Origin of the sequence: Tropicimonas omnivorans (assembly GCF_031846565.1) — a bacterium.
GTDB lineage: Bacteria > Pseudomonadota > Alphaproteobacteria > Rhodobacterales > Rhodobacteraceae > Tropicimonas_B > Tropicimonas_B omnivorans.
This window is the reverse complement of record NZ_JAVRHL010000001.1, coordinates 932989-958570: the sequence shown is the minus strand read 5'-3', so window position 1 is coordinate 958570 and position 25582 is coordinate 932989. Positions and strand designations below refer to the sequence as shown.

Genomic DNA, 25582 nt, shown 5'->3' with positions numbered 1-25582 from the left:
CAACGCTCGGGGTGAGGGACGTGGAGGATCGTGGTTCAGGTCTCATCCCGGCGGTGTCCCTTCACGCCAAGCCCGAAGATCCCGCGGAACCCCGGCCGGGCCCGTTCCCCCTCGCCTGAGAACGGGCTCTCGTCGTCGGCTGTCGGCGCCTCCGTGGGCGCAGCCCCGTCCGGATCCTCCGCAGGTTCGGGATCTGCCGGAGGGACAGCCCTTTCGGATCGCGGCTCTCGCGGCTCCGGGCGCTCATCAAAGCGGGGACCGGCGTCATCGTCCGCCTCGGGAGGGCCCTTCTCCTCGGGCAGAGGCGCGCCCCCAACCGGCGGCGGATCCAGGTCGCCATCGCTCTCCGCCGCCCCGCGCGGCGTGTCATCCCGGGGCGCGAGGTCTGCCCTCGGGGACGCGGGCACGTCCCAGGTTCCGGCGGCGAAGGGGCTTTCGGCCTCCGCGGGAGTGTGGTCAGGGCTCGCCTGCGAGCCCGGCCGCGGCATCGCCTCGGGCTCCGGCACATGCTCGGGCTCCATCGGCGGCGGCGCGGCCCATGCATCCGCCGAACCGCCGTTCCAGTCGGCCGGCGGCACGGGCGGCGGCGGCGTCGCGGGCGGCGGAGGCGGCGCCTCGGCGGGCGGACCGAACCCGGTGAGCATGGCGCCGAGCGCCGCGCCGTCCGGCATCCCGGTCTGCGCGATCATGGCAGGGCCGACACGGTCGTTTCCGGGGGTCCACCAATAGGTCCGCACGGCAGAGGCAAGCTGATGATCGTGCGCCCGCACGTCCTCCATGAGCTGCGGCAGGCCGCTTTCCCCGTAGGCGAAGAATGCGAAGCGTCGATCTTCCGGCTGGGCCTGAACGGCGCAGTCGGGCAACGGAATGCGCTGGATCATCGCGTCCAAATCGCCATCGAAGCCGGGACTGCCCGCCTGCAGGGCGGTCCGTTCGAGGGTGTCGTACCAGGCCGGGGTCGTGCCGTCATCGGCAAGCGGCGGCGCCGGATGGCGCGGCCCGGCCCCCGAGACGAAGAGCGTGAGAGGGAAGCGGCGTCCGACCTTGTCGCGCGATGGCGCGAGCACCCCTGCGACGGGATGGCCGAACACCATCTCGCCGATCCAGAATCGCCAGACCGGAGCTGCGTCCCACGTCTCCTGCCATGCCTCGCCAAGCTCAGCCTTCGCCCCGGCGACGGACCGCTCGAGCCAGCCCTCCCAGTGCTGAAGGATCTCGGCGGGCACTGCGCGGGCGACGAAGTCCCCCCTTGAGGGCAGCTTCCCGAAGAGGCCTATGCGCGGCGCCATCAGAGGCCGTTCGGGCAGGAGAACTCGACGAGCTCCCGCAGGAAGAAGGGGTTCTCCGACGCGGCGACGTCGATCCGGTAGGCGATGTTGCGCCCGCCCACGACGTAACGCACCTGCATCTCGGTTCCCGACACGTTCGGGCTTCCGTCATTGATGAAGCGCAGGAATGCCCACGCGCCGTTCAGGGACATCTGGCTCTCCCGCCCTCGCATCTCGGGGGTGAACTGAAGGCTGACATTGCCGCCCCCCATCGAGCCCGGCCAGTTGATGTTGGCCGGCGTGTTGCCGCGCGGCCGGGTCGTCACGATCTGGCCGTTGATCTGAAGCACCGCGCTTTCAATGCGGTTGTGCATCGAGACGGGGTTGATCGTCATGTCGACGCTGGGAACGCCGCCCCCGGTGGGGAAGTAGGAGTCCCTGATCGCGGCGGCGCGCTCGAACTGCTTGAGCGTCGCCGCGGAGAGCTTGCCGGCGAGCGGCCCCTCGTCCTTCCAGCGCCACTCGCCCTCCCCCAGATCGGCATAGGGTGACAGCTCCTGCAGGAAGAACCGGTCCATCACGCCGTTCGGGGCGAAGAGGCGGGCGAACTCGGCCATGGGCACGTCCCGGGCGCTGTCCCGCGCGAAGGGGTAGCGGTTGCCGACGATCGCCTCGCAGGCTTGCGTGACGGAGGAATTGAGCGCCTCGTTCAGTCGCGCGATGTCGGTATTGGCCGCGTCCCCCTCGAAATCGTCGATCGCCTCCGAGGTCATCCGCGCCAGCGCGTCGGGCAGGCGGGACGCGGCCTGCTTCAGGGCGCCGATCTGCGCCGGCATCTGGGCCGCAGCCTGGTTCGGGAAGTCCACGGCGAGGATCAGGCTGCGCTGCATGTCGTTGAGCGTGGCGAGGAGCAGATCGATCCGCCGCTGACCGGGCGCGCCTTCGGTAAGGTCATGCCAATCGGCGAAATAGGCCTCGATCTCGGCCCCCGGAAGGCGGCGGGAGCCGCCGGCCGAGCTGCCCGGACCGACGCGGGCCTGGCTCTTGTCGAAGACCGCCTCGAGGCCGATCCGGGCATAGTAGTTCTGCCGCCGGATCGTCTCCTGCGCGACGAGGGCGCCGACCTCTCCGGCCGCTTCACCGGCTGCCCCGGCATCGATCGCCGGCCCGCCGCCGTCGTCACCTTCGAATTCCGACGTCAGCCGCGTTTCCGCTCCGACCTCCTGCGTCAGCAGAAGGATCGGAGAGGTGCGCGCTGCGGAGGCGGCCGCGAGCGCCTGGTAGGCCGGGCTGTCCGCCGCCATGGGCCGCAGCTTGATGTTGCCGAGGACCGCTTCCCATTCGCGGATCCAGTCATCGGTATAGCGGTCGATCAGGATGGGACCGATCTGGCCGATCTGGTCCTCGATATCGGCGGCTTCCGCATACTCACCCATCACCCAGCGTTCATCGAGGATGCGGTCCGCGATCTCGCCGAGCTGCGGAAGGAAGAAGTCGTGGAAGCCGGCATAGGTGTAGAGCGCGGGGATCACCTGTTCGTCGAGCGCCTCGCCGTTCACCGTCTCGAAGACGAGCTCGGCATCCCGCCCGGAGCGGTTCTCGACGGAGAAGGGTTCGATCGGCGTGAACTGCACGGAGGCCTGGATCAGCGAATAGGCCTGGTCGGCCACGTTCATCCGTGCCAGCATCCGCTCGGCCTGGTCGATCAGCGCGCCGTTCAGCTCGAAGCTCGGCTCCTGTGCGGCGTCGAGATCGAGCATCGCGACGAGATGCGCCTCGAGGGCGGCGCGGTTGTCGGCGTTCTGCGGGCCGGGATACTGATCCGAGCGCCAGTCCTCCCGGAACCAGGCGAGGATCACCTGATCGTCGGATTTGGGCGCGGCATCGCCCAGAAGCTTGTAGACCTTCAACGTCTCGTAGGTCGCCAGCACCTCGCCTTCGCGGATGAACTGCTGAAGCTGCTGTTCGAGCCGCAGGATCAGGCGCGAGCGGAACATCCGCTCCAGCGCCTGCCTGTAGGTCGTGCGGGAGGCGCTTTCGAGTCTTTCCCGCTGGGACAGGCCGAAGCGCTCGGTGAGGGCGGCGTCCTCCTCGGCATCGACGTAGCCCGTCGGCATGGACCGCAGCATGTCGAGGTAGGCGACGACGTTCAGAAGATCGGGATCGGAGACTTCCGCGGATTGCAGTTCCTCCTGCGCGGCCAGCTCGTAGTCGGCGAGCGCCGCCTCCGCGGTGCGCACGAGCTCCCGGTTCTGCCAGAAGGACCAGCCCCAGAGGCCGAGGAGTGCCACGCTCGCGGCGGTGATCGCCCCGTAGGCGCCGTAACGCAGGACGCGCGCGCGCATCACCGCGCGCCGATCGGTGGTGACCCAGCCCGCCTCCGAGAAGATGACCCGTCGAAGAAGGTCGTGGAGGAAGAACGACTTGCCCCGCCCGCCCATGCCGGCGGCGGCGGCACCGCCACCGAAGGAGCGGTCCATCGCGCCGAGGACCTGGTCGATCGGGGTGCCTTCCTGGGTGCCCGAGGTGAAGTAGAACCCGCGCAAGTTCGCGTTCACCTTGTAGCGGGTATGGCCGAAGATGCCGGTCATGAACCCCGACAGGCGGTCACGAAGCATCGCGACCTGTCCCGGAAACCCGAAGATCGCGATCCGGTTCACGCCGTCGGGCTCTTCCTGGAGGCGGTCCGTCACCTCCTCCGAGAGACGTCCCACGAGCGCGTCGTACTCGCTCCCGAATTGCTCGACGGTCGGCTCCTTCTTGGAGGACGTCTGGAAGGTGTGACCCCAGACCTTCTGGCGGCGGGACTGCGAGAAGGAGCCGAAATACTCCATGAACCCGGAGATGAGGTCCGCCTTGGTGAAGAGGACATAGACCGGGAAGTCGACCTTGAGCTGCTCGTTCAGTTCGATCAGGCGCTGGCGGATCGTCTCGGCGTGGGCGTCCAGCTCCGCCGGCGTGCCGGTCATGATCTCCTGCAGCGAGATGGCGAGGATGACGCCGTTGATCGGCTGGTTGGCGCGGTGGGTCTTCAGCAGCTTGAGGAAGGAGAACCAGCTCTCCTTGTCCGCCTCGGCATCGCTGTCCTGCGTGGTGTAGCGGCCGGCGGTGTCGATCAGGACCGCTTCCTCCGAGAACCACCAGTCGCAGTACCGCGTGCCGCCGACCCCCGCGACGGCGCCCTCCCCCTTCTCGGCAAGGGGGAACTTGATGCCGGAATTCAGCAGCGCCGTCGTCTTGCCGGCGCCGGGCGGGCCGATGATGACGTACCACGGCAGTTCGTAGAGGTACGACTTGGAGCCGGAAGACTGCTTCAGAACGGACAGCGCATCGCCCATCTTCTCGGACAGGACCTCGCCGTCGCCGGACACCTGCGGCTCGGTCATCGCCTCTTCCAGCGCCTTCGCGGCGCGGCGGCGGCGGATGAACTTGACGAGATAGACGATCCCGACCGTGACCCAGACCGCCGCGATCAGCGCGATGCGCACCCAGACGGGATCGAAGGGCCGTGTCTCGCCGAAGCCCACGAGCGGGAAAGCGAACCACACCATGATCGCCCAGAGCACGAGGGCGAGGACGATTATCGTTCCGAGCAGGATCTTCTTGAGCATACCTGTGTCTCCCTTCGGGCCCTCTGGGCCGCTCAGAGCGTGTCCTCTCGCTGGATCATGATTTCCACCCGCCGGTTGGCGGCGCGGCCCTCGGGCGTCGCGTTGTCCGAACGCGGCTCGTCCTCTCCCCGCCCGTCCACCTCGACGCGGGTCGCGTCGGTGAAGAGCGGCGTCATCATTCCCGCGACACCGTTCGCGCGGGCGACGGACAGCTCGAAGTTGTTCTTGTAGCGGCCCGTTCCGGACATGGGCACGTTGTCCGTATGCCCGATGATGCGCACCGGGCCCGGCTCCTCGTCGAGCGCCGCGGCGATCTTCTCGGCAAGCGGCACGAACTCCGCCTTCACCTCGGCCTTTCCGCTGTCGAAGAGGACGGCGTTGTTCACGTCGAGCACGATGAAGTCGCCGGTGCGGCTGACCTCGACGGGATCGCCCGCCAGCGCCTCGGTGATCCGCTCGAACTGGCCGTTCTCCTCTACCGGCGGCGGCGGCGGCACGTAGGCCTCGACGGCGGTGTCCCGGTTGATCGTGATCATCTCGGGCGGATGGAGGGAGGTCATGCGGGTCGCGAGCGCGTTGCCCTCGTCCACCAGCATCAGGCGCATGGCGAAATACGCGGCCGTCAGGAGCGCCGCGGCGATGATGGCGATGACCCAGACCGGCACGCCGCCGAACTTGCTCTTGCGCAGCATCTCCACCGGTTTCCAGCGGGGGGAGATGTCGTCATCCCCGCGCGGCTTCACCCGGCGGAGCGCCTCGTAGATGCCGCGCTTGACGTTCTGGAGCTGCACGTCCCCGCCCGGCTGGCCGCGATACTGGCCCTCGAAGCCGAGCTGGAGGCAGACCAGCATCAGCTCCAGGAGGTTGTACTTGTGCGCCGGATTCTGGAGCGCCTTGTCGACCTCCTGGAAGAAGCCGACCCCGGAGGTGCGCTTGTTGAAAAACCGCGCGACCATGGAATATTGCAGCCACGTCGCCTTGTCCGTCCCGGGCAGGTTCTGAACGATGTCGTCCGCCGTGCCGCAGAGGCAGTACTTCGCGACCATCGCGTCCTGCGGATCGACGCCGGCGTCGAGGACGCGGCGCTCGAAGCCCTCGATCTCTTCGGTGACGTGCTGCATCAGCGGCAGGGCGTGCATGTCCACGACGCCGGAGCGCAGGCGGCCGAAGAGGATCAGGAGGGACGCCGCGGCGGCGGTGATCGGGTTCGCTTCGGAGGAATGCCCGGAGGTCTTGGCGGAGAGGGCCTTGTCGAGGCTGATCTTGCGGGTCGGCTGGCGCTGGATATGCGGCTCGGGCTTGCGGACATCCGGGAAGAAGCCCTCGTCCTTCGGCTTCGCCCCCATCCAGGCGTTCGGGTCGCCCGGTGGATGCGCCCCCGTGCCCCCGCCGCCTCCGCCGCCCCAGACATCATCCGCCGATGGACCGCCGAAACCGCCGCCGCCCCCCTGCCCCGGAGGCGGGCCACCGAAGCCGCCGCCGAAGCCGCTTGCAGGGGGCACGCCGCCGATCACCGTCTTCTGGCTGCCTGCCGCGGGCGGCGCCCCCGCGGGGGGCATTCCGCCGATCACCGTCTTCTGCGCGCCACCCGCCGGCGGGGATTTCGCATCTCCCTGACCGAAGCCCCCACCGGGCATCGGTCTGATGACGGTCTTGCCGGGGTCCTTCTTGTCGGTCACGAGCGGTTCTCCTGAATGGCCCATAGCTCGAGCTTCAGCTCCGGCCACTGGCCGGCGAAGTGCATCCCGATGGCGGGCGCCGTGGAGAATTCGCGCCACATCGGGCTGCTCTTGTCGATGTAGAAGTAGACGTGGGAGGTGACGGCCCGGATCTGCCGCGGCGGCGTCGGCGTATGCACCAGCTCCAGCCCCGGCAGGTTGTTGTTGACGATGTTGTTCATCTGCGTGTTGGGACCGACCTTGCAGAGCGCCGGGAACTGCTGCTGGATCTGGGTCAGCGGCTTGTCGGCGGCGACCTCCACCACGAAGGAGGCATCGCGGAAGAGGTTCCGGTCGGTGACCTTGCCGATATAGCTGCCCGGATGCAGTTCCTGCAGGTCGAGCCTGATTGCGCGGCCCACGTCACGCGAGAGCAGGCGCTGGATGTCCCGCACCACCGGTTCGAAGGTCGCCGCGAGGTCGTTCTGGTCGTAGGGCTTGTACTCCGGCGCGAGGCGGTTGGTATCGAACGTCCAGAGTTCCCCGGCCAGCCGCAGGAAGAGCTGGTAGAGCTCTTCGGGGTGAATGAAGCGGCTGTGGCGGTAGTGCTTCAGCAGGTTGATCTCACGGTTGAGGACCAGCAGCATGAAGTAGTCCGTCGCCTGGAGACCGCCGCCCGACGAGGGGTCCGACGCGTAGCGCGCGAGGCTTTCCAGTTTCGTTTCCGTCCAGCCGACGACCCGCTCGATCCAGCCCGCCACCACGGGATGCGCCTGCACGGTGAGAACCGGCGGCGCGAACTTCTCGTCGAACACCACCTGCTGGTCCCGCACCTCGACGATGCGGGCGAGCTTGAGGCAGTGATAGCCCGGCTTCTCCGTCTTGCGCACGTCGAACTCGGCGCGGGGATGGGCGACCTCGATCGCCTGCTCGAGGCGCATCGCCGCGGTGCTGTCCGACACCGTCTCCACCCCGAGGCGGTAGCGCGCGGAGCGGCTCGTCTCGTCTTCGGTGCCGATTTCCCGACCGTTCATCTGCGCCATCGGCAGGGTCAGCCAGACGAAGGCGCCCTCGGAGCCCTCGGGGATGGCCACCGGATCGGGCAGGACGGAGGTGCCGGGGAGGTCGAACGGGGTGCCGTCAGGGAAGATACCCGTCGCGACGCGCAGGCCGAACTTCATCTGCTGGGAGATATCCCGGTCGATCTCGAGCTGGGCGAACCCCCATGGATAGGGAGAGGCGAGACGCGTCCGTGCCTCGAGTAGCTTCTCGAAATAGCGATCGCTCTGCTGGAAATGATGCGGCTGGAGGAACAGGCCTTCCTTCCATGCGACCTTGGAATACCACGACATTTAAGCGCTGCACCGAATTAGAAATGCTGTTGCCGTTTCGGCAAATGTCCTGAAGGACGCCACGGCACCTTCACCATACATCAGACCCGCAAAACGGCAACGGGGCGCCAATCGGCGCCCCGCTGTTTTTTTGTCCGGCGTATCGGCAGGGCGCGATCCCGCCCCCCCCTGCCCGGCCTAGAACTGGAGCCGGAGCTGGGCCGTCAGACCGTACCCTTCCACGTCGTCCGAGAAGCGCGCATCCGCGCGGACGGACGCGTTTAGCTGCTTGGCCGCGCCGATCTGTCCGTCGAGGATCCTCACGTAGCTGAAGCCGACCGAGAGCTCTCCGAAATTGCCGAGCGGCTCGGTGGAGATCTCCTGCTCGGTATCGTCGATGACGAAGGCGCTTTCCTTGTCGTCCGAGAAGTCGCCGTAATAGGTCGCCGTCCCGAAGTAGTTGAACGCGCTGTCGCCGGCGTCCGAGATGACCGTTTTCGCGACGGTGGCACCGAGGAAGCCGATCTTCGTGGTGTGATCTTCGAACTGGATCTCACCGATCTTGTTGCCGTCCCCGTCACGGAAGGCGAGGTCCTCGGTTTCGGACCGCGTGATGCCGATCCCCGCCGTGGGCACGACGACCATGTCCTCGCCGAGCGGGAAGGCATAGGAGAGGCTGGCCGACACGGTGGTGCCTTCGGAGGAGGTTTCCTCGTCGTAGAGGCCGATATCCTCGTTGTCGAACTCGTAGTCTGTGCGCTCGAAGCGAAGCTGGACGTCTCCGGTGAGCGGCCCGCGCGCAAAGGCCACGTAGCCGCCGACGTAGCGCTGGTCGAATTCCGAGGTCGTGGTCGAGGTCACATCGTCCGTCAGCGACGGCGAGGTGCCCGAGAAGTCCACCGCGAAGATGTCCTGGCGGGTCTGGCCGCGGTTGACGCCAGCGGTGATGCCGCCGGCGAGGTCGAACGCGCCGTCCGCCGCGTCGAAGCAGCCGTAATCTGCGCCGAAGGTCAGACCCGAGTAGTTGGCCCGCACCGTCGAGGGCAGCCCACCGAGGCCGTTGTCGGTATCGGACGTTCCTTCCGCATAGCCCGCCTGCCCGCGCGTCCAGACGCCCGGTCCGCACTTGTCCTCATCCTCGTAGACGAGGCCGGAGACGAACGGCGAGGACGGCCGGTTGACCACCGTGTTGATGAGCGACTGCACCAGGCCGATATTGCCCGCCACCGACGCCGCACCCGGATCGATGACCGAGGCCACCGCGAGGCTGCTTCCGTCGTTCAGCACGACGTAGCTGAGCGGCCCGATCGCAGGCGGAAGCCCGGTCACGTCCGCCGCGTTGTCGATCGAGACGCCTGTCGTGTCGCCGAGGGCGAATTCGAGCGGGCTCGACAGGATCGCCCCGGTGCTGAGCGTGTTGAAGGCAAGCTGGAGCTGGTTGCCGGCGCTCTCCGTCAGGCTGCCGAACGTCAGGACGTCCGTCGCGCCGGGATCGGATCCGAGCGAGATGTCGAAGGCGAGCGTGCCGCCCTGGATCTCGCCCGTGACGTCCAGGCTGTCGTCCGTGTCGCCGTCCACGAGGGAGATGGTACCGCCCGCGTTGTCCAGCGTGTCGACATCGATCACGTCGTCGCCCCGGATCTCGATCGTGCCGGAGTTGGCCATCGTGGTCGCCGTCAGCGTCTGGTCCCCACCCAGGAGGTTCAGCGCACCGGTGTTGTCGAAGGTCGTCGCCGTGAGGGAGCTGCCGTCCTCGTCGAAGGTCACCGCCCCGTCGTTCTCGAAGGTCGTGATCCCGGAGAGGGCGAAGGCGCCGCTGTCGAAGACCTCGCCGTCCTCCTCGTTCGTGAAGCTGCCCGAAACGATGCTGTTCCCGTCGAGGTCGAAATCGCCGGCATTGGTCACGGCGCCGTTGATCACTCCGGCACTCTCGAACGTCGCATCTTCCTGGTTGTCGAGATCGCCGACGATGACGCCGTTATTGTCGAAGGTGCCTTCGTTGGTCAGCGTCGCCACGGTGACGGTCCCGATGCCTTCGTTGTCGAAGTCACCCTGGTTCAGCAGGCTCGCGGCGTCGAACGTGCCGGAGTTGTCGACCTCGGTGTCTTCGCCGGTGTCCGCTGCGCCCGTGACGTTGAAGTCGTTGTTATTGTCGAGCGTGCCGTCATCCGTCAGCGAGAAGGTGCCGGCGTTGATGGTCCCAGTCGCGGCGTTGATGATATCGCCCGAGCTGTCGAGATCACCCGTCAGCGTCAGCGTACCGCCGGACACGTTGTTGAAGCTGCCGTCGTTGTCGAGGCTCGCGGCATCGAACGTGCCGGAGTTGTCGACCTCGGTATCCTCCCCGGTGTCCGCGGCGCCCGTGATGTTGACGTCTCCGTCATTGTCCAGCGTGCCCTCATCCGTGAGGGAGAAGGTATCCGCGTTGATCGTCGCCGTGTCGGCGTTCGTCATATCGCCCGAGTTGTCGAGGTCCCCGGTCAGCGTCAGCGTGCCGCCGGCCTCGTTGTCGAAGCTGCCGTCATTGTCGAGGCTCGCGGCGTCGAACGTGCCGGAGTTGTCGACCTCGGTATTCTCCCCGGTGTCCGCGGCGCCCGTGACGTTGACGTCGCCGTCATTGTCCAGCGTGCCCTCATCCGTGAGGGAGAAGGTATCCGCGTTGATTGTCGCCGTGTCGGCGTTCGTCATATCGCCCGAGCTGTCGAGGTCGCCCGTCAGCGTCAGCGTACCGCCGGCCTCGTTGTCGAAGCTGCCGTCGTTGTCGAGGCTCGCGGCATCGAAGGTGCCGGAGTTGTCGACCTCGGTATTCTCCCCGGTGTCCGCGGCGCCGGTGACGTTGACGTCGCCATCGTTGTCCAGCGCGCCGTCATCCGTCAGCGAGAAGGTATCGGCGTCGAACGCGCCAAGGTTGACGAGCATTCCGTCAATGTCGGCAAGCCCGGCGATGTCCACGTCGCCAGCCGTGTCGTTATAGAAATCACCACCCAGATCGAGGGAGTCGGCGTCGAAATCTCCAGCGTTGTAGACGCCGTTCTCCGTTCCGGGCGCACTGGCGGCGCCCGCGATGGCGGTCCCGATGCCGGTCACGGTGACTGCGCCTTCGGCGTCGAAGGTGCCCTCGTTGCTCAGGAGGCCACCGAAGGTCGCGGTGTCCGTCTGCACCGTGCCGCCGGCGCCGACGGTCAGGGCGCCATTCGCGGCGACGTCGATGTCGCCGTCGGCGGTGCCGTCCTGATCTTCGTCGGTGATGAGCGTGCTGCCCGCACCCTCCACGTTGACCACCGCTTCGTCGCCGATGGAGAGGTCCGCGACTGTCACCGTTTCGCCGCCGTCCACGTCGATGGCGGTCGAGGAGGTCTGGGTCAGCGTGCCGGATACGGTCAGGTCGTTGCCGTCCGTGTCGAGCGTTGCGATGTCGGCGTTCTCGAAGGAGCCGTCCAAGTCGAGATCACCGTCCAGCGTAAAGCTGCCAGCGCCCTCGTTGTCCACGTTGCCCTCGATGCCGTTGCCCGTGCCGCCCACGGCGCCGGTGCCGTTTGCGGTGACGGTGCCGGTGTTGGTCAGGTTGCCGACGAGACGGGCGCCATCGAGATCGAAGGTCGCCTCGTTGTCCAGCGCGTCGTCATCGCCGGAGGTCAGCGTCAGCACGGCATCGTCCGACACGGTGAGCGTGGCCGTGTCGAGGTTGTCGAGCGTCTCGGCTTCGAGGGTCGTTCCTGTGCCCGTCACCGTGAGTTCGGTGTCCGCGCCTGTGTTGACGACGCCCCCGTCGATCGTGCCGTCCGCACCGCCAGAAAGCGTCAGGGAGGCGCCGTCGGCGTTCGTGACGCTCTCCGCCGTGAGGTTGTCGTCCGTATCCCCGGTATCACCGGCAATGGCGATGGAGCTGTCCGTTCCGGTGTTCGTCAGGTCCGTCTCAACCTGAAGCGTGCCGCCATCCGTGATGGAGATCGAGGCCCCTGCCGAGTTCTCCACGGTGGAGGTGTCCGCGATGATGTCGCCGCTCGTCGCGGTGAGGGTGGTGCCGGCCCCGCGGTTTGTGATGTTGAAGGCGGTGAGGGTGTTGTCCGCGACCGTGATGTCCGAGCCCGCCTCGTTGATGAGCAACCCGTCGACGTCGAGATCGCCGCCGACGAGATCGAGGGTGGCGGGGGCGGCACCGACATCCGTACCGCTTGTGTTGGTGAAGGTGCCGTCCACCGTGGTGGTGCCGTCCGCGATGTTGAAATCGGCGCCCTCCTGGTTCGTCACGGAGCCGCTAATCCCGAGCGTGCCGTCCGCGGTGAACGTGCCGGCGGTGCTGTCGTTGTCGATGTCGGTGTTCAGCAGATCCCCCGTGAGAGTGCCGGACATCGTCACGGTTCCCTCGTTCGTGAGATCGGTGTCCAGCGTGGACGCGTTCACGTCGATCGTGCCGCCATCGAGGTTCGAAATGGTCGGAGCCTCGAGTTCCGAGCCGCCGGCGCCGCCATCCTCGCCGACCGTGATCGTTCCCTCGTTGGAGATCGTGTTGTCGGTGTCGCTGCCGGTGTTGGAGACGATGTAGGAGGCGCCGTCGTCGACGCTGAGTGTACCGTCTGCCTGGTTGTCGAGCGTGCTTTCGCTGTTCACCGTGCCGGAGACCACCTCGATGGCGCCCTCGTTGAAGATGACGTCTTCGTCCGTGCCCGCAGCATAGGGCGGCGTATAGGTTTCGTTGTCGGTGTCTGCGTCGGCGTTGAACGTCATCGCGGCGCCGGGATTGGAGCCTGCGTCGCCGTCGAACACGTAAGTGCCCGTCGTCGTGTTCTCGATGGCGCCATTGTCGAGCGCCGCGCCGCCGCCGGTCACCGTGATCGTGCCGCTGTTGGTCGTGGTGCCGTCATCGGTGCCGAGAAGCGTCGCGTTGTCGACGAGGATCGTGGCATCCTCCTCGTTCACGATGTCGGCGGCTTCGAGGGTGGTGCCGCTGGAGACGACGATGCCGTAGTCGTCGCCATTGCTGCCGTCGGAGTCGTTCGTCAGGGTGCCCGAGATCGAGGTGGTGCCGTCGGAGACGGTGAAGTCCGCATCGTCGTCGTTGGTGAAATCGCCGGTGACGGTCAGGTCGCCGTCCGCATCGAAGGACGCTCCGGTGCCGGAGTTGGAGACGTCGCCGGTGATCGTGCCGTTCGCATCGGCATCGCCGGAGTTCGTCAGGTTCGAGGTCAGCGTGCCGCCGTCGAGGTCGAGCGTCGCGGCGTTGTCGAAGGCGTCGGCATCGGTGGACGTCGTCTCGACGGTCGTCCCCTCCCCGATGGTGAAGGTCGCGCCATCGGTGTTGTCGATGGTCTCCGCCTGGGCGCTCGATCCGGCCCCGGACAGCGCGAAGGTCGTGCCGGTGCCATCGTTGGTGATCGTGTCGGTCGTCACGCCGGCCTCGGAGACGGTGAGCGTGCCGCCATCCGTGACACTGACCGCGCCGCCGGCCGTGTTCGACAGGCCGGTGAGGTTCGCGGTCGTCTCCACGGTGAAAGTGCTCGCCGTGGGAGTCGGGTCGCCGTCGGTTCCGGTGTTGTTGAACTGGCCCGCGGTCAGCGTTCCGGTATCCACGGTGAAGGAACCGCCCGACTGGTTCGTGACGGTGCCGTTGACCGTCAGGTCGCCGTTGTCGTCGATGGTGCCATCGTTGGTGATGTCGCCGGCGTAGGTATTGCCGCCGATGATGCCGGACAGGTTCGCCGTGGCGCCGGCCTCGTTGACGAGGTTCGCATCGAGGGTGAAGGTCGAAGCCCCGCCCCCGTCGAGCTCGTCCTCGACGGTCAGGACGCCGCCCTCGGCATTCGTAAACGTCTCGACCTCGAGTTCGGTCGCGGCGGTGGTGCCTGAATCGTCGTCATTGGCCAGGGTGAAGTCCCCGGCATTGGTGACGGACAGCGTCTCGCCCGCATCCTCGAAGACCACGACGGAGCCCTCGGAGATCGTCACGCTCCCGCGATCGTCCTCGATCGTGCCCGCGTCGTCCGCGGTGTTGACGAGATTGCTCGTGACGGTGAGGTCGGTGGCCGCGTCGCCGTTGCCCTCGACCGTCAGCGTTCCGCTGTTCGTCACGACGTCCTCGTCCTCGTCGTCATCGTTCAGATCGGCGGAGAGGGTCATGGCGTCGCCGGGCGTACCTGCTCCCGCGTCGGCCGAGTTGTCGAAGGTAACCACGCCGTCGGCGTCGTTGTTGATCGCGCCGTTGTCTTGGAGCGTACCGCCGCCATAGACGTTGATCGTGCCGCTGTTGTCGATGGTATTGCCGGTGCCGAAGAGGGTCCCCTCGACCTCGATCGTCCCGGCACCAAGGTTGTTGATCGTCCCGGCGGACAGGGTCGCACCGGCATCGATCTCGATCAGGTCGGAGTTGCTCAGAGCATCGCCGAGATCGACATCGGTCGTGACGTTGAGGTCGCCCTGGTTGTCGAACGTCCCGATGTCGTATGTGCCGTTGCCGCCCAGCGTCAGGCCGTCGGAATTGTTCGTCAGCGTGCCGACCGTGACGGTGCCGTCATTGGTGAGGCTGGCGCCGTCGTTGAAGGTCAGGCTGCCGGTTTCGACCGTACCATCCTCCTGAACACTCAGGCTGCCGGACAGCTGGATGGTGCCGTTCGCGCCGTCTTCAAACTCGTTCGGCGTCGTATCGGTCCGGAGCGCGCCTGCAACGTCGATGCTCGAGCCCGAGGCGATGTTGACCGATCCCGCGGTCAGGCTTTCGCCATCGTCGATGGTGATCGTCTCCGAAGAGCTTTGCGTCAGGGTGCCGGAGATCACGAGGGCGGAACTGCCGAGATCGATGGAGCCGACGAAATCGGGATCGTTTTCACGCTCGACAACCGTGTTCGTGACGTTGCCCTCGATCTCGAGATCTTCGGACAGGACAAGCGAGCCGATGTTGCGGACGTTGCCCTCGATGCCGGCGATGATGCCGTCACCGGAAATGGTGCCTGTGCCCTCGGCGGTGAGGACGCCGAAGTTGGTGATGCCGGAGACGATGCGGCCCGTAGAATCGAGCGCCCCGTTGGAGCGGACGAACGTCGCTCCGATAGAGTTGGACGTGGCAACCAGTTCGCCGCCCTCTAGAACAGTGATCGTCCCCCCGTTGGCATCGAAATTGACGCCCTGAGCGCCCTCCACCCCGGAGCCCGCATTCACACCACCCGAATATGCGGCGGCCGTACCGAGGTTCTCGACCCTCAGCTCCCCGCCCTGGAAGACCTGATAATACCCAAAGGACGTATTACCGCGGACATTCAGCTCGGAGAAGTTGCGAACGTTCGCATAACCGATTCCGTTAGCGCCGCCCTCGGACGAGAGCGATCCACCGTCGGCAACGTTGATGGTCGATTTGGATCCGGGTCCGGGTCCGCCGCCGGGCCCGACGCCGAGATCGCCGACCGTCAGGTTTTCTTCGTCCCCCACCTCGAGTGTGGAACTGGACCCATGATTGAACGCGCCACTGACATCCATGTCGGATCCGACGTCCAGCGTACCGGCGTCGGCAGTGGTGAAATTGCCGACGACATCCAGGGGCCCGTTCGCAACGAACGCACCTCTGTTGGTCACGTTCGATACGATTCCGGTGCCGTTGCCATCTTCCGTGTTGGCCCCCGTGCCGCTCGCCGTGACCGAGCCTGTTGCCTCGACGATGATCTGCGAGGCCTCTGTGCGGCCGGAAGTGTCGAGCGTTCCGCTATTCTGGACAACGACCCCGGCTCCGATCGCGTTCTGCCCGGTGAAGACGACGGTGTTGTTCGCGTCCGCTCCGTCCTCGATGCTCACCGCATTTGGGTTGCCCGTCGTGTCGAAGGCGCTGTCGAACGTGACGGCCGCTTCTTTCGTGCCGGCGAAGGTGATGGAGGCGGGGTCCTTGCTGAACCCGGTGATCTTCTCGGCGCCGCCGGTGACGGTGTATCCATCCGCCTCGAACGTCAGCGTCCCGACCGAGACGCCCTCCGTCACCGTGACCGTGCCGGGAGTTCCGCCGAAGGTTCCGGGCGAATCGTTCTGCCATCCCTGCTGGGTTCCGTTGCCGTCGTCCGCCCCGTTCCAGTTTTGCTCGGCCTGGCTCCAGTTACCGTCTCCGCCTTCGGTGGTGCCCTGCCCTCCGGGGTACCAGTAGAGCTGCGCCTCGGCGCCGCCAGCCCCCATCAGGAGCGTCAGGGCCGCGGCAAGCGCGGTTGTCGAGAGGAACGTGCGCGGATTGCCATGGAGCACCAGATCGAACCGGACGACGGGGCGGGCGGGCGATGAACTCTGGCAGACCATGTACGGATTCCTGAACGAAGAGAGAAAGATGGTTAGCGCGGACACTAGCCGTCACCCGAAAGCCGCACCAAACGTTTCTCCGGCGGCGCCTGACGCGCCGTCATATTTGGCGGATGATGTTGCACCGCCGCCACAACGCCGGCCGAACTGAGCAAGCCGGCGGAACTCCACCCCAGGCCATGTCGGGGCCGCGGTTTCTCTTGCGTCAGGCGCGGACCCGTGCAACCTTTCCCGGCAGTTATTTCCATTCTGCGATCGGTCATATTATTTCAACCGGCGCTCTTTGAAGACCAAAATCAGTCAGCGAGCCTCCTGGATGTGTGCCCAAAATTCTTACCTTGGCGAATTTCTGTCGCCCCTCGGAGAAGAGTTGCGCCTGGTCCGTTTCATGGGCCACGAAGGCATCAACGAACTCTTTGAATTCGAAGTCGAATTTGTCAGCGAAACGCGGGATGTCGACTTCGACCAGTTGATCGGCGCCCATGGCGGCGTGCGCATCTTTGCCGAAGGCGGTGCGCCGCGGTTCTTCGATGGCGTCATCACGGACGGGATGTGGGGCGGCACGGACGAGTTCGGCGCCCGCTACGTGGTGAAGCTCAGGCCGTGGTTCTGGACCGCCACGCGCCGGTTCAACCACGACATCTACCACGAGATGACCGCCCCCCAGATCCTCGAGAAGCTCCTGACGCCCTACACCTCGGGCGGCACCGCGCATCTGGAGAACAAGCTGACGGGCACCTACGCGCCGCTCGAATACACCGTGCAGCACGGGGAGAGCGACTACACCTTCGCCTGCCGCATCATGGAACGCTTCGGGATCAATTTCTGGTTCGAGCATTCCGACCAGGGGCACACCATGGTGCTGGTGGACGACGTCCAGACCTTCCCCTCCATCGGCAAGCGGGACTTCGTTCCGATGGAGACCGCCCGCGTCGACAGCGGCGAGTATTTCTGGCGCTGGTCGCCGATGCGGACGATGACCGCGAACAGGTTCCGGACGCAGGATTACAACTTCAAGTCGCCGTCGAAGAAGATGATGGCGGACCAGACGGGCGATGCGGCGCATCCGGGCGCCAACCTGGAGATCTACGAGTATCCGGGCGTCTATCTCGACGAGGGGGCCGGCAAGTCCCTGTCCAAGATGCGCATCGAGCAGGAGCGCGCGCGGGACAAGCATCACAAGGCGACGGGCAACACCCTGACGCTGGGGTCCGGAATGCGGGTCGATCTCGATGGCCAGCACGACAGTGCCGTGATCGGATCGGAGTATCTCTGCATCGGCGCGGACCACCTCTACACCGCCGAATCCTACCGCTCGAGCCGCGAGGCGGGGGACCAGACGTCCTTCGTCGGTACCTACGAGTTCGCCCCGGCGGACCTGCCCTTCCTGCCCGAACGCAAGACCCAGAACACCCGCATGGCCGGGCCGCAGACCGCCAAGGTCGTCGGATCGGGGGAGATCGACTGCGACGAGCACGGCCGCATCCTCGTGCAGTTCCACTGGGATACCGAGGGCAAGCGTTCGATGCGGTGCCGCTGCGCCCAGCTCTGGGCCCAGAACGGCTGGGGCGCGATGTTCATCCCGCGCGTGGGGATGGAGGTCGTCGTCATCTTCATCGACGGCGATCCCAACCGGCCGCTGGTCACCGGAACCGTCTACCACGGCGAGAACACCCCGCCCTACCCCCTGCCCGGCGACAAGAACTGGAACGGCATCAAGTCCAACTCGACCGAGGGGGGTGGCGGCTACAACGAACTGGTCTTCAACGACACCAAGGGAGACGAGCTCTTCCGGCAGCACGCCCAGTACGACATGGAGACGAAGGTCCTCCACGACGAGCGGCGCGATGTCCTGAACGACCGCACGACCAATATCGGCCGCGACGAGACCCGCCAGGTCGGCCGCGACGAGAGCCACACGATCAACGACAACCGGACCTACTCCGTCGGGAAGAACGAGACCTTCGAGATCGGCGTCAATTCGGACTGGAAGATCGGCTCGAACGAGACCCGCGAAGTCAAAAAGAACCGGGACACGAAGATCGGCACCAACGACACGCTGAACGTGGGCAACACCCTCGAGGTGACGGCAAATACGAAGATCAGCTTCAAGGTCGGAACGAGCACGATCGAAATGACGCCAACGGGTGTCACGATCAAGGCGATCAACATCAAGGTGGAAGGCCAGATGCTCAACACCAAGGGCACGATGGCAACGCACGAGGCTGTCGGGGTCATGACGATCAAGGGCGGCATGGTGATGATCAACTAGAGCAAGAAGGGCCGGGCGCTGCGCCACGGCTTCAAGGCGGCAATCAACATCGTTCGGGCAACGGACGGAGGATGGACTTTTGGGGGACGTCGGTTCCAGTTCGGGTGCGCCGCCGGCGCGCCGCAACCTGCGCTTTGAAGCGGCGCAGGACCTTTTCGACGGGCTGCCCGAACTCGCGGAGGACGTGACCGCGCGTCCCGATGGCGAAGATGCCGTCTCGTTCGCCACCGCCCTCGCCGAAGGTCCGACGCCCGAGGAGGCCATCACGGTCTGTGCCTACAACCTGCCCCGGCGCTACGCGGTGTGGTGGGGGCACGAATGCCTGCGCCGGGCGGAACAGGTCCTTGGCGAAGACGATACGGAGTTGATGAAGCTCGCTGCGGACTGGGTCGCGAACCAGAACGAACAGACGCGCTATGCCGCGCTCAATGCCGCCATGGCTCAGAAGGACGTGAGCCCCGGCGGCTGGATCGCCTTCGGCGCCGGCTGGGCCGGCGGCTCCATGAGCGGGCCGGACCTTCCGCCCGTCCCGCCCGCCCCGCATCTGACCGCGAAGGCCGTGAATGCGGGTATCCTGACCGTGCTGGCCCGTATCGATCTCGAGAACCGCCGCAGGACGCTCGGCTCCTTCGTGCGCATGGCCATCCAGCTGTCGGAGGATGCCTGACGGCGAGCTGAAACGGGTCGCGGTGCGAGCCTTGCATCGTGCAGCGGACCGCCCGTAGATTTGCCCCCGGCGCTCGTTCCCGTCCCCCGGCGGGACAGCGGCGCCGACGCGGCCCGGCAGCGGTACGGGCCAAGACCAGCCACGGGCGGACCAAATGACCCTGACCTTGCGTATCGACAATGCCGACAGCCTCCCCGACGGCGGCCCGATCGAATTTCGCGTAGACGAACGCGGCGCCGAGATCGGCCGCGATCCGGGGATGGACTGGACGCTGCCGGACCCGAACCGTTTCGTCTCGAGCTGTCACATGGAGATCCGCCACGAGGGCGGTCGGTACATGCTCTACGACGTCTCGACGAACGGCACCTTCGTCAACGGCGCGTCGATGCGGGTGAAGAGCCCCTACGAGATCCAGGAGGCGGATCGGCTCCAGGTCGGCCATTACCTCATCGTCGCGTCGGTCCGGACCGCCGGTCTCGCCGCGCCCGGCGGCGGCGCCGCGGCTCCGAGCGCGGGCGACATCTGGTCCGTCGGGGGAGCGGCCTCCGATGACGGGTTCGACCCGACACCTCCGCCGCCGAGCCGCCTTCCCGATTTCGGCGACGCGCATATCGATCTTCCGGGCGGCGCCGCGCCGTTCGGCGCAGGCGGACATGCGGCGCCGGGTGGCGGATCGCCCTTCGGCGCGCCCCCCGCTGAGCCGCCGGCATCGCCGCCCGCCGGTGGAAGCGCCTCGCCCTTCGGCACGCCTCCGCCCGCTGCCCCGACGCCCCCGCAGGAGAACGCGTCCCCCTTCGGTAGCCCGCCGGCCGCTGCCCCGCAGGCCCCTCCGGAAAGCGCATCCCCCTTCGGCACCCCGCCGGCCGCTGCTCCACAGGCCCCGCCGGAAAGCGCGTCCCCCTTCGGCAGCCCGCCGGCCGCGCCGTCCAACGACGCCGCGTCCTTCGGGGCGCCCCCCGCGCCACAACGCCCGGCGGCGCCGCCGGCGGGCGAGGACGGTCCCTCCCCGTTCGGCGCGCCGCCGCCGGTCCGCCCCGCCGCACCGCAGCCGGCCCGGCCGCGGCCCACGCCCGCGCCCGCGGCCTCCCCTTCGCCAGCGCCTGCCCCGGCGACCCCGTCCCCGGCGGGAGGGAGCGCCGCCGAGACCGCCATGCTCCGTGCGATCTGCGACGGCGCGGGGATCCAGCCCGACACGTTCGACGGCGCCGCGCCGCAGGAGGTCGCCCAGGAGATCGGGCGGGCGCTGCGGATCATGACCGCCGAACTGCGCGAGCTTCTGAAGGCCCGGACGGCGACGAAAGTGTCCCTGCGCTCCGGAAGCCGCACGATGATGAACAACGAGGCGAACTCCCCGCTGAAGTTCTCGGCCGGTGTCGAGGACGCGCTCGGCATGATGTTCGGCCCCGGACGACCGGGCTACATGCGCGGCGCCGAGGCGGTGCAGTCGGGTTTTTCGGACGTGAAGAAGCACCAGGCCGCGATGCTCGCAGCGATCCAGCCGGCGCTCGCCGAGCTCATCGACGACCTCGCGCCGGAGACCATCGAGAAGAAGGTCGAAGGCGGGCGGTTCTCCAACAAGAGCGCACGGGCCTGGGAGATCTTCGTCGAGCGATGGGATGCGAAGACCGAGCCCTACGACAACGGGATACTGGATGTCTTCAACGTCTACTATTCCAAGGCCTACGACCGCATCGCACAGGGTTGACGCAGGGGAAGTTACGCTGCGTCAGAACAGCCCATAACATGGCCCGGGGGCCGCTCATGCAGGGGTTTCGGCGCCGCGGCCAAATTGACTTGGAGTTCCGCCTGGGGTATCGTCCCGGCAGTTTCAGGAAAGGATTATCAGCGATGCGCAGCATTCTTCTGTCGTCCGCCTTTCTCGCCGCGATCGCGACCGGCGCGGCGGCGCAGGACACCCCCTACTCTCCCGGCGATGTCGTGAATTTCCTCGTGGACAGCGCCGATCTCGGCCTCAATCGGGGGATCTGCATCGGCACCGCGCAGGAATGTGCGCCGCCCGAGCCGCAGGGCATGGACATGCTCATCAACTTCGAGCTCGATTCGGCCGACCTGACCGCCGAGGCGCGGGAGAACCTCGCCGTTTTCGCCGAAGCGTTGAAGGACGAGCGGCTGAACAAGGCCCGCTTCGTCGTGGAAGGACATACCGATGCGCGCGGCGTGGAGGGCTACAATTTCGGCCTGTCCGAAGAGCGCGCGGCGTCCGTGAAAACTTATCTTTCGGAACTCGGCGTCTCCGAGGCGCGGCTCACCGCCGTCGGCCTCGGCGAGAGCGAGCCCCGCACCGGCGACGCGCTCGATCCCGAGAACCGCCGCGTCGAGCTGCGGATCGATCTTCAGTAGCGATCGGCGCCCGCACGGGGTTGCCGCTGGACATGACGATGCCGCCCCGTCAATCTCGGGGCGGCATTTTCATTCGGACCCACCATGGATCACGAGAAACTTCTTGAGCCCATTTCCGACGATCAGCCCTGCGGGCCTGACATGGAGGAAGAGGGCGACGACGCATTCATCGACTACTACTACGAGGCGCTCGCGCGGATTCCGGAACGCTTCCTGCAAGGTGGCGAGCCGTTCGACCGCACCTCCATCGACCTCAAGGGCGAGACGGCGCAGATCGATACGCTGCTCGCGCAGTCGCGGGACCTGCGGCTCCTGTCGCTGGAAGCGAAGTTCTACGCCCTGGCCGGCCGGATCGACGGGTTCTCCCGCAGTCTCAAGGGTATGTCAGGCCTTCTGAGGGAGTACTGGACGGACGTGCACCCGCAGATCGGCGGTGGCGTCACCGAACGGCGCAACCAGATCGAGCTGCTCGACGACCGCTCCACCATCGTCATGCCCATCGAGCATGCCCCCCTCTTCCGCGACCGGCGCCTCGATTACATATCGCTGCGGGATTACCAGGTCGCATCCGGCAAGAAGCCCGCGCGTGAGAGCGAGAAGGTGCTTGATGCCGGCAGCATCATGACCGCCCTGCGCTCCCCCGACAACGCCGAGGCGGTGGAGAAGGTCTTCGGGCAGGTGAGCGAGGCCAGGGATGCACTCGCCGCGATCTCCCTGGCCTGCCGGACGGCCGACAGCGGAAGTTTCGCCCCCACGCTCGGCGCCGTGACCGAGTGCCTGAACGAACTCTACGCCTTCATCGCGGGCGCGCGGCCCGACCTGTCGGGGGAAGAGGCCGGCGAGACGGAGGACGAGGCTGCGGCCGAGGACGGCGCCCCCGCGGAGGCCGGCCTCGCGGCCCCCGCAGAGGGCGGGACGATGACGATCACCATCGCCCAACCGGGCGACATTCCCAGCCACGCCGCAGCCGCCGCCGCGCTCCTCGCCGTCGAGACCTACTACGCCCGCACCGAACCGTCCTCGCCGGGGCTTCTCCTCGTGCGGCAGGCGCGAAAGCTGATCGGGCGCCCGCTGACGGAAGCGCTCGATACGCTGCTCCCGAACGTCGCCTCCTACGCCAAGATCGACTTCGGATCGGAGACGGGCTTCGAGCTGGCGGCGGATACGCTCCGCGGCCTTGCGGCCGACACCTACGACGTCGATTCGCTGCTCGGGGAGGAGGGCGACGTTCCCGATTATTCCTGCGGCACGCGGCAGGAAGCTTCGGCGCTGATCACCGCGACCGAATCCTTCTTTCGCCAGATGGAGCCGTCGAGCCCGGTTCCGGTGCTCCTCTTCAAGGCCAAGACCTACCTTAACCGGGACTTCTCTGCGATCGTGAGCGAGCTGTTCGCATCGATGAACTCGGAGTGATGGCAGAGCCGCGCGGCATGATTGGCGCAACGTCAAAAGGTTTGACAAAAAGCCCCCCCCGTGGCTCTTATGACGCCATATTGATGGAGATTTGACATGGCCTCTGACTCGGCGACTGGTTTCATCAAACGCAATCGTCCGCCTCGCGTGAACATTTCTTACGCGGATCCCTACGACGCGGAAAAGAATGTCGAACTGCCCTTTGTCATGGGCGTGATGAGCGATCTGTCCGGCAATGCCTCCGAGAAGGAGAAGGATCCTGTTGCCGAGCGCAAGTTTTCGCAGGTGGATACCGAGAATTTCGACGACTACATGGCGTCCGTCGCGCCCGGCGTGTCGATGAATGTCGACAACAAGCTCGGCGATGCCGAGGGCGAGAAGCTCTCCGTGAAACTCGACTTCGCGAGCATGGACGATCTCGACCCCGGCCAGATCGCCAAGCAGGTTCCGGCCCTCGCGAAACTGCTCGAGGCGCGGGATCAGCTCGCCAACCTCCAGCGCTACATGAACGGCAAGTCCAAGGCCCAGGATCAGCTCAGGCAGCTCCTCGAGGATCCCAAGCTCATGTCCCTTCTCGCCGAGAAGGACACGGGCAAGGACACGGACGCCGACACGTAATCTGCCGGCTCGATCGGCTCGAACTGGAATAGTGGGATAGCGTAGAGATGGCAGACGAAGCCCAAAGGGAAGCCGGCGCGGCCGGCGGTGCGGTAACCGAACTCGACGAGTTCTCGAGCCTTCTGAAGCAGAACTTCAAGCCGCGCTCCGAGAACGCGGCCAGCGAGGTCGAGAACGCCGTCTCGACGCTGGTCAAGACGGCCCTGTCGGACTCGACCGTGATCAAGGAAGACGTGCTCGACACGATCTCGGAGATGATCGCGAAGCTCGACGAAAAGATGACCTCGCAGATGAACGAGATCATCCACCACGAGGAATTCCAGAAGGTCGAAAGCGCGTGGCGCGGCCTTCATTACATGGTCATGAACTCGGAGCCCGATTCCGAGCTCAAGATCAAGGTGATGAACGTCTCCAAGAAGGAGCTGGAACGGGAGCTGCGCTCGTATCCGGGCGCCAAGTGGGACCAGTCCCCGCTCTTCAAGCAGATCTACGAGCAGGAGTTCGGCCAGCTCGGCGGGCAGCCCTACGGCACCCTCGTCGGAGATTTCTACTTCGACCACTCGCCGGCCGACGTGCGCCTGCTGCGGGACCTCGGCAAGATCGCCGCGGCTAGCCACGCGCCCTTCATCTCCTCGACCAGCCCGTCCCTGCTGAACATGGACAGCTGGAACGAGCTCGGCAATCCGACCGACCTGATGTCGATCTTCGAGACCCCGGATTACGCCGGCTGGAAATCGCTGCGCGACAGCGAGAACAGCCGTTACGTCGCGCTCACCGCGCCCCGGATGCTCGCCCGTGAGCCCTACGGCCAGAATAACCTGCCGGTCGACACGTTCAATTTCGAGGAAGAGACCGACGGCCATACCGGCGAGAAATACGCCTGGATGAATTCCTGCTACGCGATGGCGGCCAATGTCGCCCGATCGCACAAGGAATACGGCTGGACCGTCCGCATCCGCGGCGTCCAGGCCGGCGGCGAGGTCATTAACCTTCCGCAGCATACCTTCGACACCGATGACGGCTCGCGCGATCTGAAGTGCCCCACGGAGGTCGCGATCAGCGACCGCCGCGAGGCGGAACTGTCCCGCGCGGGGCTCATCAGCCTCATTCATCGCAAGAACACCGACAAGGCCGCCTTCATCGGAGCCCAGTCGCTGTACAAGCCCAAGAATTATCAGACGGAAGAGGCGACCGCCGCTGATAACCTGAGTTCCCGGCTGCCCTACATCTTCGCCGTGTCGCGCTTCAGCCATTACCTGAAGTGCATGGTCCGTGATCAGATCGGGTCCAACAAGGAGAAGATTCAGCTGGAACGGGATCTGACCGCCTGGATCAACCAGTATGTCGATCCCTCACCGGAGACCTCCTCGGAGCGGACGAAGGCGGAAAAGCCGCTGGCCGCCGCTCAGATCGAGGTCATCGAAGACGAGGAAAACCCCGGATACTACATGGGGAAATTTTTCCTTCGTCCGCACTTCCAGATGGAAGGAATGGATATCGGGATGTCCCTGGTATCCAGGCTCCCGCAAGGCGCCAATTAAACTCAACCTGGATTGAATCACCCATCCATTGCCAACAAGGAGAGCTCCAATGGCAGTTGACATGTTCATTAAGATCAACGGCATCAAAGGCGAGGCGCAGGACAAGACCCACAAGGACGAGATCGACGTCCTGGCTTGGTCCTTCGGAATGTCGAACTCCGGTTCCACCCATATCGGTGGCGGCTCCGGTGCCGGAAAAGCGAATTTCCAGGACATCAGCTTCACGAAGTACATCGACAAGTCGTCGCCGATCCTCGCGATGCACTGCTCGAACGGCAAGCACATCCCGGACGCCAAGCTCGTGTGTCGCAAGGCCGGCGAGAACCCGCTGGAATATCTCATCATCGACATGAAGGACATCCTGGTGTCCTCCGTCTCGCTGGGCGGCAGCGGCGGCGAGGATCGTCTGACCGAGAACGTCACGCTGAACTTCGGCTCCTTCAAGTACAAGTACGTGGAGCAGACGAAGACCGGCGGTTCCGGAGCCCAGCCGGACATGAAGTGGGACATCGCCGCGAACGCCGAAGGCTTCTGATCGGCGAGACCCACCGCAGGCGCGCGACGGTCAGAGCCGTCG

Annotated in this window: 13 protein-coding genes; 8 read left to right on the top strand and 5 right to left on the bottom strand. The window is 66.1% G+C overall.

Features of this window, described 5'->3' with window-relative positions:
• Positions 1-35 precede the first annotated feature (35 nt).
• From tagF to RM543_RS04555, 5 genes are all read right to left on the bottom strand, one after another.
• Complete coding sequence (tagF, locus tag RM543_RS04575; protein WP_311689700.1) at positions 36-1289, bottom strand: type VI secretion system-associated protein TagF; 1254 nt, start codon at positions 1287-1289, stop codon at positions 36-38.
• Positions 1289-4879 (bottom strand): type VI secretion system membrane subunit TssM, encoded by a 3591-nt coding sequence (tssM, locus tag RM543_RS04570; protein WP_311689699.1) that lies wholly within the window; start codon positions 4877-4879, stop codon positions 1289-1291. Before tssM ends, tagF begins: the two co-directional genes overlap by 1 nt.
• A gap of 32 nt (positions 4880-4911) precedes the next feature.
• Positions 4912-6558, bottom strand: a complete 1647-nt coding sequence (gene tssL, locus RM543_RS04565) for a type VI secretion system protein TssL, long form (RefSeq protein WP_311689698.1) — start codon at positions 6556-6558, stop codon at positions 4912-4914.
• A complete protein-coding gene (tssK, locus tag RM543_RS04560; protein ID WP_311689697.1) occupies positions 6555-7889 on the bottom strand; it encodes a type VI secretion system baseplate subunit TssK in 1335 nt (444 codons plus the stop codon). The genes tssL and tssK overlap by 4 nt, the downstream gene beginning before the upstream one ends.
• Before the next feature lie 177 nt (positions 7890-8066).
• A complete protein-coding gene (locus tag RM543_RS04555; RefSeq protein WP_311689696.1) occupies positions 8067-16133 on the bottom strand; it encodes a hypothetical protein in 8067 nt (2688 codons plus the stop codon).
• Between the two features lie 316 nt (positions 16134-16449).
• On the opposite strand from RM543_RS04555, the gene RM543_RS04550 reads away from it, so the two are divergent.
• The 8 genes from RM543_RS04550 to RM543_RS04515 all read left to right on the top strand — a co-directional run bounded on the left by RM543_RS04550 (position 16450) and on the right by RM543_RS04515 (position 25540).
• Positions 16450-18405 (top strand): type VI secretion system Vgr family protein, encoded by a 1956-nt coding sequence (locus tag RM543_RS04550; RefSeq protein ID WP_311689695.1) that lies wholly within the window; start codon positions 16450-16452, stop codon positions 18403-18405.
• Positions 18406-18484: 79 nt separating this feature from the next.
• On the top strand, positions 18485-19072 hold the full coding sequence (locus RM543_RS04545) for a DUF6931 family protein (RefSeq protein ID WP_311689694.1): 588 nt from the start codon (positions 18485-18487) through the stop codon (positions 19070-19072).
• Positions 19073-19226: 154 nt separating this feature from the next.
• On the top strand, positions 19227-20777 hold the full coding sequence (tagH, locus tag RM543_RS04540) for a type VI secretion system-associated FHA domain protein TagH (RefSeq protein WP_311689693.1): 1551 nt from the start codon (positions 19227-19229) through the stop codon (positions 20775-20777).
• Between the two features lie 143 nt (positions 20778-20920).
• Positions 20921-21433 carry an OmpA family protein gene (locus tag RM543_RS04535; RefSeq protein WP_311689692.1) on the top strand — a complete coding sequence of 171 codons (513 nt, stop codon included), beginning with the start codon at positions 20921-20923 and terminating at the stop codon, positions 21431-21433.
• Positions 21434-21517: 84 nt separating this feature from the next.
• On the top strand, positions 21518-22846 hold the full coding sequence (locus tag RM543_RS04530) for a type VI secretion system protein TssA (RefSeq protein ID WP_311689691.1): 1329 nt from the start codon (positions 21518-21520) through the stop codon (positions 22844-22846).
• 96 nt (positions 22847-22942) lie between these two features.
• Entirely contained in the window at positions 22943-23464 is a 522-nt protein-coding gene (gene tssB / locus RM543_RS04525; RefSeq protein WP_311689690.1) for a type VI secretion system contractile sheath small subunit, read from the top strand.
• 47 nt (positions 23465-23511) lie between these two features.
• Positions 23512-25005 (top strand): type VI secretion system contractile sheath large subunit, encoded by a 1494-nt coding sequence (tssC, locus tag RM543_RS04520; protein WP_311689689.1) that lies wholly within the window; start codon positions 23512-23514, stop codon positions 25003-25005.
• A gap of 49 nt (positions 25006-25054) precedes the next feature.
• On the top strand, positions 25055-25540 hold the full coding sequence (locus RM543_RS04515; protein ID WP_116085636.1) for an Hcp family type VI secretion system effector: 486 nt from the start codon (positions 25055-25057) through the stop codon (positions 25538-25540).
• Positions 25541-25582: the final 42 nt, after the last annotated feature.

Coding starts and splice junctions, on each gene's coding strand:
- tagF (WP_311689700.1), bottom strand. CDS start 1,289: ATGGCGCCGCGCATAGGCCTCTTCGGGAAGCTGCCCTCAAGGGGGGAC.
- tssM (WP_311689699.1), bottom strand. CDS start 4,879: ATGCTCAAGAAGATCCTGCTCGGAACGATAATCGTCCTCGCCCTCGTG.
- tssK (WP_311689697.1), bottom strand. CDS start 7,889: ATGTCGTGGTATTCCAAGGTCGCATGGAAGGAAGGCCTGTTCCTCCAG.
- RM543_RS04555 (WP_311689696.1), bottom strand. CDS start 16,133: ATGGTCTGCCAGAGTTCATCGCCCGCCCGCCCCGTCGTCCGGTTCGAT.
- RM543_RS04550 (WP_311689695.1), top strand. CDS start 16,450: ATGTGTGCCCAAAATTCTTACCTTGGCGAATTTCTGTCGCCCCTCGGA.
- tagH (WP_311689693.1), top strand. CDS start 19,227: ATGACCCTGACCTTGCGTATCGACAATGCCGACAGCCTCCCCGACGGC.
- RM543_RS04535 (WP_311689692.1), top strand. CDS start 20,921: ATGCGCAGCATTCTTCTGTCGTCCGCCTTTCTCGCCGCGATCGCGACC.
- RM543_RS04530 (WP_311689691.1), top strand. CDS start 21,518: ATGGATCACGAGAAACTTCTTGAGCCCATTTCCGACGATCAGCCCTGC.
- tssB (WP_311689690.1), top strand. CDS start 22,943: ATGGCCTCTGACTCGGCGACTGGTTTCATCAAACGCAATCGTCCGCCT.
- tssC (WP_311689689.1), top strand. CDS start 23,512: ATGGCAGACGAAGCCCAAAGGGAAGCCGGCGCGGCCGGCGGTGCGGTA.
- RM543_RS04515 (WP_116085636.1), top strand. CDS start 25,055: ATGGCAGTTGACATGTTCATTAAGATCAACGGCATCAAAGGCGAGGCG.